Genomic DNA, 13,420 nt, shown 5'->3' on the forward strand with positions numbered 1-13,420 from the left:
ATTCAGGCGCTTCGGGCCGGTCTCAGCAGGCGCCGAGGTCCTGCCAGACGCCCCACTGGCCGGTGGTGCCGGGCGTCTCGCCGGTCGTCCACCACTTGGCCTTCCAGGTGTGGCCCTGGTACGAGACCTGCTGCCCGCCGGTGTAGACCGTGCCGGACGCCCACGGCGGGGCCGTGCACTGGTGGCCGTTGCCGCCGGTGATGGTCAGCGTGTAGGTCGCCGAGTGGCTGACGGACGTGCCGACGCCGGTCACCGTCAGGGTGTACGTACCCGAGACGGCCGCCGACGTCGTGGTGATGGCCAGCGTCGAACTGCCTCCCGCCGTCACCGATGTCGGGCTGAGCGAGGCCGAGACGCCGGCGGGGGCGCCGCTGACGGTGAGGTTCACCGTCTGCGCCGAACCCGCCGTGACCGAGGTGTTCACCGTGCTGGTGGTGGAGTTGCCCGCGGCGACCGTTCCGGAGGCGGGCGCCGTCTGTACCGCGAAGTCGTTGGTCGGGGTCGTCGTGCCGCTGGTGAACGGCGCGAAGACGTGGCTGAAGTCCCACTGGTTGCCCGGGATTCCGGAGCAACTGTCGGAGGAGGCGCCGCAGTTGCCGCGATCCCGCTGGAGCGCCCAGAAGGAGAGCGTGTTGATGCCCTTCGACACCGCCCAGTTGTATACCTGGTTGGCGTTGGCCAGGGTGAATGTCTCGGCCGCGCCGAAGTCGTCGATGCCGGGCATCTCGGTGACGCCGATCATGCCCCAGAGCTGCGTGGGGGTCTTGCCCGGGTAGAGCTGCGCGAGGGTGTTGTACAGGCCCTGCGCGGCCGTCTCGGTGTCGTTGGCCATGTTGTGCGTGGCGTTGTCGTAGTAGTCGAACGTCATCAGGTTGACCACGTCGACCCGCGTGCCGTTGCTCACCGCGTTGCGCAGCAGCGCCACGCTGTTCTCGGCGAGGCCGTGGGTGGTGGTGGGCAGCGTGTAGGAGATCTCGACCTTGCGCCCGTTGGCCGCGGCCCAGTCCTGGACCAGCTTGATCGCCTTGTTGCGGCGGTCGATGCCGGCCGTCTTGTCGAGCGCGTCGACCTCGATGTCCATGTCGAGGCGAGAGATGTCGTAGGTCGTGATGACCTTCTTGTACACCTCGGCGATCTGATTGACGTCGGTGCAGCTGTCCGCGATCTCGGTGTTCGTGGTGTCCGCGGTGTAGCCGCCGAAGGAGGGGATCACGTCCCCGCCCCGGCCCTGGATCGTCTTGATGTCGGCGCCGAACGTGGACTGGGCGATCGGCATGCCGCTGTCGCCGTTCCAGTACGCCGTGCACGAGCCCGAGGTGGCGGTCTGCAGGAACGCCATGGTCAGGTGCTTCGCGCCCGATTGGGCGGACAGCGCGGCCGGACTGTCCCCGGTCCACGCCTCGAAGTAGGGGGCAAAGACGTGTGCGGGCAGGGGAGTCGCGGCCTGGGCGGGGCCGGCTCCGAATGCGGTGAGGCTCACCGCCGCGGCGGCGGTGACGGTGGCGGCGACGGCCGCTCGTAACGTACGGAGGAGTCGCATGTGCGTGCGTCCAGACTGTGAGAGGGGACGGACCGCCGTCGCTTCGCGTGGCTCTCGGCGGCATCGGTATGAGATAGCTCACGCGGTATCGAAGTCAATGGTCTGGACCAAAAATGGACTAGACCATTTTTGCGAGCCGCGACGCTCCGCCCCTGGCCGGACCCGTTTCGGGGCTGCCGACCACTCGCGCGGGCAATGTCCGCCAACCCTCCCGTCGGCGGCGCCGGCGCCTCCGCCGACGCCTCGCCGGCACCTCGCGGGGCACGCCTCGCCGGGCCCGACGGACCGGGCTCGGGCGACCATGGCGATTCCCGGCCCTCCCGTGGTCACCTTTGGGTTCCTCGGGCACCGAAAAGTGCGTTCTTCCAGGTCAGGGATCGCTCTCCTATGGTTTCCGAGTAACCATCAGAGACCACTACGGAGGCAGCGCCATGGCCATCACCCTCACCGACCCCGCCGGTCTGCCGGAGATCGACGTGTACCGGCAGGTGTCGGTCGGCACCGGGTCGAAGCTGGTCTTCCTCGCCGGGCAGGTGGCCTGGGACGCCGACGGGGTCACGGTCGGCGAGGGTGATCTCGCCGCCCAGGTCGAACAGTGCTACCGCAACGTCGCCACCGCCCTGGCCGGTGTCGGGGCGACCTTCGACGACGTCGCGAAGTTGACCGTGCACGTGGTCGACTGGACGCCCGAGAAGATGCCGCAACTCCTCGACGGCATCGCCCGCGCCGCCGCCGCGCTCGGTGTCACGCCGGCGGCTCCGGCCACCCTTCTGGGCGTCGCCGCCCTGGACATTCCCGCCCATCTGGTCGAGGTCGAGGCCGTCGCGATCCTGGACTGAACCGCCTCCCCGGACCCGTTGTCCACCGATCGGTGGACAACGGGTTCCGTCGGTCGAGGCTGTCGAGGCGACCGGCCCGACGAACAGGATCCGATGGAGCGGGCACTGATTACCGCGAAGGCCGGCGCGGAGCGGGTGGGCCCGGAGGCGGACGCCGCGGCCGGCGAGATCGCGGACCGCATGCGGCGGCCCGGGGCCAGACCGTACTGGCGCCCAGGGTCGCGGAGCGCCTGGTCGCCCGGATGTGCCGACCCGCCCCGGTGGTGCTCACCTCCCGCGAGATCCAGGTCCTGAACGCGGTGGCGGACGGACTGTCCAACGCGGACATCGGCGCCCGACTGGTGATCGCGGAGGCCACGGTCAAGACCCACCTGCTCCGCATCTTCGCCAAACTCGACGTCGGCGACCGCACCCACGCGGTGGTCACCGCGATCGAGACGGGGTTGCTGCCTCGAGGTGAGAGCGCCGACGGGAACACGGCGCGCGGGTGAGGCCGCGAGTGGGATGATCGCGGACACCCGGGCCGGGCCGGTCGGGTGAGGCGCGGCGCGGGCGGCGGGTGTCGTCGGGGCGGCACGTGGCGAGGGGACGCGAGTGGGGGACGGCGTGAGCGGGCCGACGGGCGACGATCCGGCGTGGATCGGGCCGTACCGGATCGAGCGGCGGCTCGGCCAGGGCGGCATGGGCCGGGTGTATCTCGGGCGGTCGGCGTCGGGGCGGGCCGTGGCGGTCAAGGTGGTGCGGCCGGACCTGGCCGAGCACGCGGACTTCCGGCGGCGGTTCGCCCGCGAGGTGGCGGCGGCCCGCGCGGTGAGCGGGGCGTTCACGGCGGCGGTGGTCGACGCGGCGCCGGACGCGCCGAGCCCGTGGCTGGCCACGGTGTACGTCGACGGCATGGCGCTGTCCGACGCGGTGGCGAGGTACGGGCCGTGGCCGGAGGGGCCGTTGCGAGCGCTGGGGGCCGGGTTGGCCGAGGCGCTGGCGGCGATCCACGCGGTGGGCGTGATCCACCGCGACCTGAAGCCGTCCAACGTCATGCTGGCCGCCGACGGGCCCAAGGTGATCGACTTCGGCATCTCGCGGGCGGTCGAGGCGAGCGTGCTCACCCACACGGGCAGCACGGTCGGCTCACCGGGGTTCATGTCGCCCGAGCAGTGCGCCGACCGTGAGGTGGGCGAGCCTTCGGACGTGTTCTCGCTCGGCGCGGTACTGGCGTTCGCGGCGCGCGGGAGCGGGCCGTTCGGGCACGGGTCGGTGCCGGCGCTGCTCTATCGCGTCGTGCACGACGCCCCCGATCTCGACGGCGTGCCCGCCGTGTTGTCGCCGCTGGTGTCGGCGTGCCTGGACAAGTCGCCGACGGCGCGCCCGACGGCCGCCGAGGTGCTGGCCGAGCTGGCGATCGACGCGGGCGTGGCCGGGGCGGGTGCGGGATGGTGGTTGCCGCCGGCGGTGGCCGAGGCGATCACGGGCGGGGGCCGGGAGGAGGCGGCGACGCCGGCCGTCGCTGTGCCCGTGGACGGGGGTGCGCGGGGCGCGCCGGCCGTCACGGTGCCCGTGGAGGAGGGTGCCGCAGGGACGTTGGCTGTCACCGAGCCCGTGGACGAGGGCGCGCCGGGGGCCTTGGCTGTCACGGTGCCCGTGGAGGAGGGCGCGCCGGGCGCGTCGGCTGTTACCGTGCCCATGGACGACGGTGTGCCGCAGGCGTCGGTCGTTACCGTGCCCGTGCCGGCGGGTGTGGGCGAGGAGGGCGGGGTGCCGCCGGTGCCGCCGGTGCCGCCGCCGCCTCGTGCGCATCCCGTGCCTCCCGTGCCTGCTCGGCCGCCTCGCCCCGATGGGTTTCCGGGGTTCCTGCCACCGCCGCCGGCGAAGCCGGCCCGGGCGCGGCGTCGGGTGTTCCTGGCCGCCGGCTCGGTGGTCGCGGTGTCGGCGATCACCGTCGCGGTCGTCCTGGCCACGCGTGACGACGACGCCGGCAACCGGTCCGCGGGTACCCCCACGTCGACGGCGAGCGCGACGAGCACCGCCACGACGGGGCCGTCCACGCGCCCACCCGCCTCCGTCCCGCCCGCCTCCGTCCCGCCGGGCGGGGGGCAACCGTCGTCCACGTCCTCGCCCGGCACGACCACCCCACCGCGCACCGAACCCGACATCCGCGCCCTCGACGTCAGCAAGGGCGCCGGCGGGCTGGTGACGCGCGTACTCGAACCCGGTTCGGGCCCCGAGGTCCGAGCCGGGCAAGAGCTCACGGTCGACTACGTGGGCGTGTACCAGAGCGACCGCACGGTGTTCGACTCCTCGTGGGCCCGCGGCGAGCACGCCGTCTTCGGCATCGGCACGGGACAGCTGATTCCGGGCTGGGACGAGGGCCTGGTCGGCCAACGTGTCGGCAGCCGGGTGCAGTTGGTGATCCCACCCGACAAGGCGTACGGCGCGACCCCACCCGGCACGATGCGCCCGAACGCCACCCTCGTCTTCGTGATCGACCTCATCGCGGCACGCTGACGCCGCCGCTCCACGTGCCGGCGGTAGCGTGAGGGTGAAACCCTTACGTCGATGTGAGGGTCGACGGAGTCGTTGTGGGGTGGATCGAATGAAGATCGGGGAGTTGTCCCGGTTGACCGGGGTCAGTGTGCGGGCGTTGCGCTACTACGAGGAAGAGGGGCTGATCCGGCCCGCACGCGGCGGCAACGGCTACCGCGAATACTGCGCCGGAGCGGACGAGGTGGTTCGGCAGATTCGCGGGCTGATCGACTGTGGGCTGCCCACCCGGATCATCCGCGACATCCTGCCCTACCTCGACGGCCCCGCCGACCTGCTGCCGCAGATCCCGTGTGCGCGGGTGCTCGATCAGGTCGCGGCGGAGCGGGAACAACTCGACCGCCGTATCCGGTGCCTCGCCCGCAACCGCAACGCCATCGACGCCTACCTGAGCGCCGCTCGCACGGCGGCTCACGCGGACCGGGAGCACACGGACGCCGTGCGCGCTTGACCCTCACGCAAACGTGAGGGTTTTACCGTCCGGGCATGACTTCGACAACGGATTCCCTCCCGGCCGCGAACACCGTGCCGGGCACGCCGCGATGGCCGCTCGGCGGGCTGCTCGTACGCCGCGGCCGTCCTGACCACCGCCCTCGCCCGCCGTACCGGCCTCCCACCGACGCGACGAGCAGCCGACGCGGCCGAACCAGCCGACCACTCATAGCGCCCGCGTCGCCCGGACGACCAACGGGCCCGGTCGTCCGGGCAGTTCGCGGGAGCCATCGATCGCCCATGCGGAACGGGCCCGGTAGAAAAAGGAATCGGTGACCTGGAGGGCATCGAGAATGGCCTCGTACGGGGGCTGAGCGGACCCGCACGCGTGCTCGGGCGGGGGTTCGCGAGGGTCGGGGCAGCCCCCCTCCGGGGAGGCGCTCAGTCGGCCCCTCGCGTGGCCGGCATACTGGCTCTGACCTGGTGTTTTCCCGAAATTTGCCTAGGCTGGGGGTCCTGTCGCAAGTTGTCGAAGGGGACATCGTGAGCAACGACGCCGGCACGTACGACGCGAGCCAAATCCGGCTGCTCCACGGGGCGGAGGTGATTCGGGCGCGGCCCGGGATGTACATCGGCTCGACCGGTGAACGCGGCCTGAACCACATGGTGTGCGAGGTCGTCGACCGGGCGGTGAACGAGATACTGGCCGGCGCCGGCGCCGGCGGCTCCGTCGACATCACGCTCCTGCCCGACGGCGTCGTGTGCGTCGCCGACGACGGGCCGGGAGTGCCCGACCTGGAAAGCCTGTTGACCCGGATGTCGGTCGGGGCGCGGCCCTTCGGCCGTCGCGACGTGACGCTCCTGCACGGTGCGGAACTGTCCATCGTCAACGCCCTTTCGAGCCGGCTGACGGCCGAGGTGCGGCGGGACGGGGTCCGTTGGGTACAGGAGTACGCGCGTGGCGAGGCCGTCACCCCGGTCACCGAGTCGGGGGCGGCGACCGGGAGCGGGACCATCCTCACCTTCCGGCCCGATCCCGAGATCTTCACCACCACGGAGCAAGCGTTCGACGACCTGGCCGAACGCTGCCGAGAACTGGCTTTCCTGTACCGGGAGTTGCACATCTCGCTGACCGACCGTCGGGGCCCCGGCGAGCCCCGGTCGACGCGATATCGATTCCCGGGCGGGGCAAGGGACTTCGTCGCGTTTCTCGACGATTCGGCGTCGGCGGCCACCTCCACGGACATCGTCCATGTCGAGTGCGAGGACGCGCGGATGGCGGGGACGCTGGAGGTGGCCCTGCGCTGGGGCGGCTCCACCGAGGAGTGCGTTCGCGGTTTCGCCAACAGTCGGCCCACCATCGGCGGCACACACCTGGTGGGCTTCCGCGATGGACTGACGGCCGCGCTCACCGCGTACGCGCGCGAGCAAGGGCTGCTGACGGCGACGGACCCCGATCTCGACATGGACCGGATCGGCGTGGGCCTGACCGCGGTCGTGTCGGTGAAGCTGGACGGCCCCGAGTTCGAAGGCTCCACCCGTCAAACGTTGGGCAATTCCTTGGTGCGCGCCTGTGTCCGCGACGCCGTTCGGGACCGGCTCGGCAGGTGGCTGGACGAGCACCCCGAGGCCGCCGTCGGGCTCGTCGAGCGCATCGCCCGGCGCTCCTCCCGGGGCTGAGGCGACGCGTGGCCGCCGCCGGCGCGAACTCGGCTATCCGCCGGTCGTCCAGGGGTGGACGAGCAGGCCCAACACCCCCATCCCGGTGACCAGATAGGCCACGTAGTCACCCACGTGGCCCGAGTGCAGGCGGTGGAGTGGGGCCGCGGCGCGATCGAGTCGGCGCAGGCCGGTGCGGGCCCGGTCGGCGCTCCTGCCGTGGAGGCGCGGCCCCCATACCGCCGCCGAGGCCCCGCCCACCGCGAGCACCGTGGACACCGCGCCCAGGAGCAGGCCCTCGCCGGTCCAGCCGGGCGCCGTCGCCGCCGCCGGGGGAGCGTGCGGCGCGCCCTGTACCGAGGCGAGGTAGCCGGGCCGATCGGTGAACACCTCGGCCGCGCGGCCGACCACGTCGGGGAAACCGGGCCATGTCCCTACGGCCAGGGTGCCCAGGAGCAGGATCAGCGGCGCGGCGAGCATCGTCGCGGGAGTGCGCGGCAGCGGCCGGCCCGTGTCGGGGTCGCTGTCGTCGCCGGCGGTGCGGTCCGCCTCCTTCCGGTCGCTCGGGCGTGGGCCCGCCCCCGCGAAGACGCGCAGCCCGGCGCGGAGCACGGCCGCGCCGGTCACCGCCGACACCAGGACGAACAGCGCCGGTGCCCAGAGTGCGCCCGACTCGCCGGCCGCGGTCTCGGCGAGGGCCTTGCCCAGCCCCACCCCGAACGGCGGCAGCCCCGCCAAGGCCAGACCGCCCACCGCGAACAGCAGCCCGGTGAGCGGCAGTTGCCGGCCTCGCGCGTAGAGATCGAGTTCGTCGACCGAGCCCAGACGGTCGAGCAGGATGCCCACGCACGCGAACAACGCGGCCTTGGCGCCGGCGTGCGCCGCCACGTACACCGCCGCGCCGGCGACCCCCGGCCCGCTCGCGGCGCCGATCGCGATCAGGAACAGGCCCATGTGCGCGACGGTCGAGAACGCCAACAGCCGCTTCAGGTGCCGCTGTCGCCAACACATCAGCGCGCCGACCAGCGCGGTCAGCGCCCCGAGCGTGAACAGCGCCCGATGCGTCGTCGCGGCCGACACGGTGTCGGAGAAGACGATCCAGTACACCCGGGCCAGGCCGTACAGCCCGAGTTCGACCATCACGCCGGAGAAGACCATGCACACCGGCGCGGGCGCGACCGCGTGTGCGTCGGGGAGCCAGAAGTGGAACGGCACCGCCGCGGCCTTGACCAGCAGCCCGGTCGACACCAGCACGAACGCCGCGACGACCAACGGATCCGGCCGATGCCCGGCCAGTTCGGCGCCGATCTGGGCGAATCCGAGCCGGTCGGTGCGCGCGTACAACAGACCGACGCCGAGCAGCGTGCAGTACGCGCCCAGCGAGTTGAGCAGGCCGAAATTCAGCGCGCCGTGCACCGCCCGCGACTCCTCCACCCGATAGCCGGTCAGCGCGTAGGCCACCACGCTCATCAGTTCGAAGAAGACGAAGGCGTCGAACAGGTCGCCGGTCAGCGCGAATCCGCACATGCCCGCCGTGAACAGCAACATCAGCGCGTGGAAATGCGCCTCCACCTCCTTGAAGTAGCGCCAGGAGAAGACCAACGCCGCGCCCACCACGATCGCCGCCAACGCCGCGGCGGCGGCACCCATACGATGCGCGACCAGCACGATGCCGGTGCCGTGCACGGCGTCCCACCCGCCGAGTCGGGACACGATCCGGCCGTCGCCGGCGCGCACCGCGAGGACGACACATCCGCCCGCCACGGCCGCCACCACCGTCGCGGTGAACGTGTCCACGACCCGACGTGGCAGCACCCGCCCGGCGGCCGACAACAACGCGGCGCCGATCAGCGGGACCGCCACCGCCAGTGGCGCGATCGCCCCGACCACGCGCTCAGCCGCGCAACTCGTCGGCCACGGCGGCCGGGTCCACGGTGCCCATCCGCTTGTGCAACTGCACGACCAGGGCCAGGAGCAGCGCGGTGACGGTGGCGCCGACCACGATGTCGGTGAGCACCAGCGCCTGCACCACCGGATCGACCACCCGAGAGTCGGTGGGGGCGTCGGCGAACACCGGCGCGGTGCCGCCGGCGCGATAGCCGATGGTCAGCAGCAGGACGTAGGTCGAGGACTGGGCCACCGCGAGGCTCCCCACCGCGTGCACCAGATCGCGGCTGGTCACCATGCCGTAGACGCCGATCGCGAACAACCACACGGCGACCAGGTAGGGAAACACCGAACCGGACGTCATCGGCCCTCCGCTCCGCCGTCGGCGGGCCGCACCCGCAACGCCTGATCCAGGAAACGGCCGAGCACGACCACCAGCGCGCAGCCCACCTCGACGCCGACCGCCGCGTTCAGCAGCGGAACCGTCCCGCCCGAGGCGAGCGCGCCGAACCGGCCGAGTGGCACCTCGTTGGCCAGGAAGCCGGCCCCGGTCCACACGCCGACCGTGCCCAGGATCGCGAAGGCCGCCGCCCCGGTCGCCTCGCCGACCTCGAACACGGCGAGCGGACGCAGTCGCTCCAACGCCCGGTAGTCGGCGGCCAGATACAGCAGATGCAGCCCGGTGGCCAACACCACACCACCCTGGAACCCACCGCCCGGTGTGGTGTTGCCGTGCGCGACCACGTACACCCCCACCATCAGCACCGGTGGCAACAGCAGCAGCCCGAAGCGGCGCACGACCGGCAGGACCCGCGCCGGGTGCGGCGCCACCGTGCGCTCGTCGGGCGCGCGCCGCAGCAGCACCACGGCCGCGGAGGCCGCGGCGAACAGGATCATCTCCTCGCCGAGCGTGTCGAACGCACGCTGATCGAAGTTGACGGAGGAGACCACGTTCGCCGTGTGCCGGCGCAACGCCCCCGCGACCGCCGCGTCGCCGTACGGGTGCGCGGCCCGCCCGAAATCCGGCAGCCGCAACACCGCCATGACCAGGCCGACCAGACCCACCCCGCCCGCGCTCAGCAGCAGGATCAGCCTGCCCCGGGCACTCACGGGTGCCCGTCCTCGTCGGCCGAATCGTGCTTGTCCCGCGCCCGATCGGCCGTGTCGGGAAGGGCGCGTCGGGTACGGATCTTGCGCACCGTCAGCAGGATCATCAGCGGGGTCAGCGCGGTGCCCACGACCAGTTGCGACAGGGCCACATCCGGCGCCTGGAGCACGGTGAACAACACCGAGAGCAACAACCCCTGCATGCCGAGGGCGACGGCCTGCCGGGCCGGATCGCGGGCCAGGACCGCCGCGGTGCCGCCCACCGCCACCAGGGCCAGGGACGCGACGACGATCGTGTCGTTCACCGCGCCTCCTCCGGGCCCGCGCCGCCCTCGTCCCCGGCGGCGGCGCGGCCCAGCGCCATGGTGGTGACCGTGCCGCCGACGGCCGCCGCGGCGCCGATCAGCAGCAGCTTCAGCACGGCCCGCCCGGGCCCCGTCTCCACCGCGAGGGCCAACGTCACCAGCGGGGCGCCGAGCACGGCTGCGGGAGCGCCCGCGTGCAGGCGCGGATGTACCCCGGGCAGCGCGAGCACGGCGACCGCCGCCAGGAGCAACAGGCCGACGCCGACCACCAACAACACCAGCGCCACCGTATGCCGAGCGCTCATCGGCCCTCAGCATTGACCGCACCGTCGTCCGCCCGCTCGTCCGGGCCCAGGATGCGGGTGAACACCAGCGTGCCCACCGGACCCAACAGGACCAGGACCAGTGCGAGATCCACATACGAGGTGCGGTGCAGGCCCTCGGCGAGCAGCAGCAGGATCACCACCGTCAGGGTATTGGCGACGGTCAGCCCGACCAGGCGACGCGGCACGCTCCCGAACGAGGTGACCACCAGACACGGCGCCAGTCCGCCCACGAGCAGCACCGCGACCGCGATCAGCCACGCGTTCATCGCGCCCGCCCGCCGGCGGTGATCACCCGCCGGGTGCGCGAACGGCCCAGGGGCAGCGTGTGCACGGTGAGCACGCCCGCGTCGTCGAGGTCGACCGCGTACGCACCCGGCGTGGCGGACAGGACGAACGCGGCGGTGGCCGACCGGACCGCCCGCGCCGGACGTACCCGCTCGAACCGGCCGCCCACCTCACGCCGCGCCGCGCCGACCGCGACCACCCGCAGCAGCAGTCCACACTCGCGAACCGCGTCCAGGGACCACGCCACCGGCAGCCGAAGTGCCCGAGCGGAGGCGGTGCGCGGCGCGTCGACGGCGGGGTCCGCCACCCGGTGGGCGCCGAGCCCGAACCCCGCCCCGAGCAGCGCCGCGCCGGCGCCGATCGCCCATTCGAGCGGTTCCACGGTCGAGATCAGCGCGAGGTACAGCGCCAGGCAGGCCACGAACAACGACCCGCCGTAGCGGACGGCACGGGACACGGGAGACCACCTCCGGACTGCGCCGCTACCCGTGATCGTGCCGGTGATGCCTGCCCCGCCGGGAGGATCCGCCGAGCGGGCGCCTACCGACTCTTTGCCTCGATGGGTCGTTTCCCGAGCCGACGCGCGGTTAGCAGCAAGGCCACGATCGCGTTTCCCGGAACGTGGTGGTGCGCCGGGCACCCACGCGGTGGCGCCGATGAAGGGAAGAGGGAACGTCATGTCGGAGAAGGTCGCGGACCGGATCCTGGCCAGGCTGCGCGAATGGGACGTCGAATACGTCTTCGCCTACCCGGGCGACGGCATCAACGGCCTGCTGGCCGCGTGGGGACGGGCGGACGACCGACCACGATTCATCCAGGCGCGACACGAGGAGATGGCCGCGTTCCAGGCGGTGGGCTACGCCAAGTTCTCCGGCCGGGTCGGGGTGTGCGCCGCCACCTCCGGGCCGGGCGCGATCCACCTGCTCAACGGCCTCTACGACGCCAAGCTCGACCACGTCCCGGTCGTGGCGCTCGTGGGCCAGACCGCGCGCAGCGCGATGGGCGGCTCGTACCAGCAGGAGGTGGACCTGGCGAGCCTGTACAAGGACGTCGCATCCGAGTACTGCGAGACGGTGACCGTGCCCGAACAGCTGCCCAACGTGCTGGACCGGGCGATCCGGATCGCCGCCGCGCGGCGCACCGTCACCGCCGTGATCGTGCCCTCCGACGTCCAGGACCTTGACTACACCGCTCCCGGGCATGCCTTCAAGATGGTGCCGTCCAGTCTCGGGACGACCTGGTCCGCGCCGGTACCCGGCGACGAGGACCTGCGCCGCACCGCGGATCTGCTCAACGACGGGGAGAAGGTCGCCATCCTGGTCGGCCAGGGTGCGCGCGGCGCCCGGGCGGAGGTCGAGGAACTGGCCGAACTGCTCGGCGCCGGCGTGGCCAAGGCGCTGCTCGGCAAGGACGTGCTCTCCGACGAACTGCCCTACGTCACCGGCTCCATCGGCCTGCTCGGCACCCGGCCCTCGTACGAACTGATGCGCGAGTGCGACACGTTGATCTCGATCGGGTCGAACTTCCCCTATTCGCAGTTCCTGCCGGAGTACGACCGGGCCCGGGCGGTGCAGATCGACATCGACCCCTCGATGATCGGGCTGCGCTACCCGTTCGAGATCAACCTGATCGGCGACGCGCGCGAGACGCTGCGCCGACTGCTGCCGCTGGTACGGGCCAAGAAGCACGGCGCGTGGCGTTCGGGCATCGAGGCGAACGTGGCGCGGTGGTGGCAGGTGATGCAGCGGCGGGCGGCGGTGGACGCGGACCCGATCAACCCGGAATACGTCGTGCACGCGCTCGACGCGCTGCTCCCGCACGACGCGATCGTCACCGCCGACTCCGGCTCGGCGGCCAACTGGTACGCCCGGCACCTGCGGATGCGCGGCGACATGCGCGGCTCGCTCTCCGGCACCCTGGCCACCATGGGCCCGGGCGTGCCGTACGCGATCGGCGCCAAGTTCGCCCACCCGGAGCGACCGGCGATCGCCCTGGTCGGCGACGGCGCGATGCAGATGAACGGCATGGCCGAACTGATCACCGCGGGCAAGTATCGCCGCGAATGGAGCGACCCGCGCCTGGTCGTCGCCGTCCTGAACAACCAGGACCTGAACCAGGTCACGTGGGAGATGCGGGCGATGGAGGGCGCGCCGCAGTTCGAGGAGTCGCAACACCTGCCCGACGTGCCCTACGCCGACTTCGCCCGCTCGATCGGGCTGGGCGGCCTGCGGGTGGACCGACCCGAGGACGTGGAGCCGGCCTGGCGCGAGGCGCTGGCCGCGGATCGGCCGTTCGTCCTCGACTTCCGTACCGACCCCGCCGTGCCGCCGATCCCGCCGCACGCCACGCTCGACCAGATCGAGGCGGCGGTGGCCGCCGTCGTGCAGGGCGACAGCGACCGGGGCGGGATGATCCGCCAAGGCCTGAAGGCCAAGCTCCAGGAGATGTTGCCCGGCGGGCGCGACCGTTCGGATCGGCCGGGCGCGGACGAGGGGCAGTGAG

13 protein-coding genes and 1 pseudogene are annotated in these 13,420 nt (G+C 72.4%); 6 read left to right on the plus strand and 8 right to left on the minus strand.

The annotated features are described in order from the left end of the window. Window positions 1-22: 22 nt before the first annotated feature. Window positions 23-1,540: a glycosyl hydrolase family 18 protein gene (locus ACMXN5_RS44475; RefSeq protein ID WP_439680556.1), complete on the minus strand. Its 1,518-nt coding sequence runs from the start codon at window positions 1,538-1,540 to the stop codon at window positions 23-25. Window positions 1,541-1,971: 431 nt separating this feature from the next. On the opposite strand from ACMXN5_RS44475, the gene ACMXN5_RS44480 reads away from it, so the two are divergent. The 5 genes and pseudogenes from ACMXN5_RS44480 (at window position 1,972) to ACMXN5_RS44500 (ending at window position 7,029) form a co-directional block, all read left to right on the plus strand. Then, window positions 1,972-2,379, plus strand: a complete 408-nt coding sequence (locus tag ACMXN5_RS44480; RefSeq protein WP_439680557.1) for a RidA family protein — start codon at window positions 1,972-1,974, stop codon at window positions 2,377-2,379. Between the two features lie 179 nt (window positions 2,380-2,558). Continuing rightward, a pseudogene (locus tag ACMXN5_RS44485) lies at window positions 2,559-2,870 on the plus strand (response regulator transcription factor); the annotation flags it as partial. A gap of 115 nt (window positions 2,871-2,985) precedes the next feature. After that, complete coding sequence (locus ACMXN5_RS44490; RefSeq protein WP_439680558.1) at window positions 2,986-4,881, plus strand: protein kinase domain-containing protein; 1,896 nt, start codon at window positions 2,986-2,988, stop codon at window positions 4,879-4,881. Between the two features lie 88 nt (window positions 4,882-4,969). After that, window positions 4,970-5,368 carry a MerR family transcriptional regulator gene (locus tag ACMXN5_RS44495; protein ID WP_439681418.1) on the plus strand — a complete coding sequence of 133 codons (399 nt, stop codon included), beginning with the start codon at window positions 4,970-4,972 and terminating at the stop codon, window positions 5,366-5,368. 464 nt (window positions 5,369-5,832) lie between these two features. After that, window positions 5,833-7,029, plus strand: a complete 1,197-nt coding sequence (locus ACMXN5_RS44500; RefSeq protein WP_439680559.1) for an ATP-binding protein — start codon at window positions 5,833-5,835, stop codon at window positions 7,027-7,029. A 33-nt stretch (window positions 7,030-7,062) separates the two neighbouring features. On the opposite strand, the gene ACMXN5_RS44505 is transcribed toward ACMXN5_RS44500, so the two are convergent. The 7 genes from ACMXN5_RS44505 to ACMXN5_RS44535 are packed head-to-tail and all read right to left on the minus strand — an operon-like array spanning window position 7,063 to window position 11,375. Then, on the minus strand, window positions 7,063-8,898 hold the full coding sequence (locus tag ACMXN5_RS44505) for a complex I subunit 5 family protein (RefSeq protein ID WP_439680560.1): 1,836 nt from the start codon (window positions 8,896-8,898) through the stop codon (window positions 7,063-7,065). Between the two features lie 4 nt (window positions 8,899-8,902). Then, a complete protein-coding gene (locus ACMXN5_RS44510) occupies window positions 8,903-9,259 on the minus strand; it encodes a sodium:proton antiporter (protein WP_439680561.1) in 357 nt (118 codons plus the stop codon). Further along, window positions 9,256-10,005, minus strand: coding sequence for an MnhB domain-containing protein (locus tag ACMXN5_RS44515; protein WP_439680562.1), 750 nt, complete (start codon window positions 10,003-10,005; stop codon window positions 9,256-9,258). Before ACMXN5_RS44515 ends, ACMXN5_RS44510 begins: the two co-directional genes overlap by 4 nt. Beyond that, window positions 10,002-10,307 (minus strand): Na(+)/H(+) antiporter subunit B, encoded by a 306-nt coding sequence (locus ACMXN5_RS44520; protein WP_439680563.1) that lies wholly within the window; start codon window positions 10,305-10,307, stop codon window positions 10,002-10,004. The genes ACMXN5_RS44515 and ACMXN5_RS44520 overlap by 4 nt, the downstream gene beginning before the upstream one ends. Next, window positions 10,304-10,612 carry a monovalent cation/H(+) antiporter subunit G gene (locus ACMXN5_RS44525; protein WP_439680564.1) on the minus strand — a complete coding sequence of 103 codons (309 nt, stop codon included), beginning with the start codon at window positions 10,610-10,612 and terminating at the stop codon, window positions 10,304-10,306. The genes ACMXN5_RS44520 and ACMXN5_RS44525 overlap by 4 nt, the downstream gene beginning before the upstream one ends. Next, window positions 10,609-10,899: a monovalent cation/H+ antiporter complex subunit F gene (locus tag ACMXN5_RS44530; RefSeq protein WP_439680565.1), complete on the minus strand. Its 291-nt coding sequence runs from the start codon at window positions 10,897-10,899 to the stop codon at window positions 10,609-10,611. Before ACMXN5_RS44530 ends, ACMXN5_RS44525 begins: the two co-directional genes overlap by 4 nt. Next, complete coding sequence (locus ACMXN5_RS44535; RefSeq protein ID WP_439680566.1) at window positions 10,896-11,375, minus strand: hypothetical protein; 480 nt, start codon at window positions 11,373-11,375, stop codon at window positions 10,896-10,898. The genes ACMXN5_RS44530 and ACMXN5_RS44535 overlap by 4 nt, the downstream gene beginning before the upstream one ends. 220 nt (window positions 11,376-11,595) lie before the next feature. On the opposite strand from ACMXN5_RS44535, the gene ACMXN5_RS44540 reads away from it, so the two are divergent. After that, complete coding sequence (locus tag ACMXN5_RS44540; protein ID WP_439680567.1) at window positions 11,596-13,419, plus strand: thiamine pyrophosphate-requiring protein; 1,824 nt, start codon at window positions 11,596-11,598, stop codon at window positions 13,417-13,419. Window position 13,420 lies beyond the last annotated feature (1 nt).

The organism is Embleya australiensis, assembly GCF_051903075.1.
Taxonomy (GTDB): domain Bacteria; phylum Actinomycetota; class Actinomycetes; order Streptomycetales; family Streptomycetaceae; genus Embleya.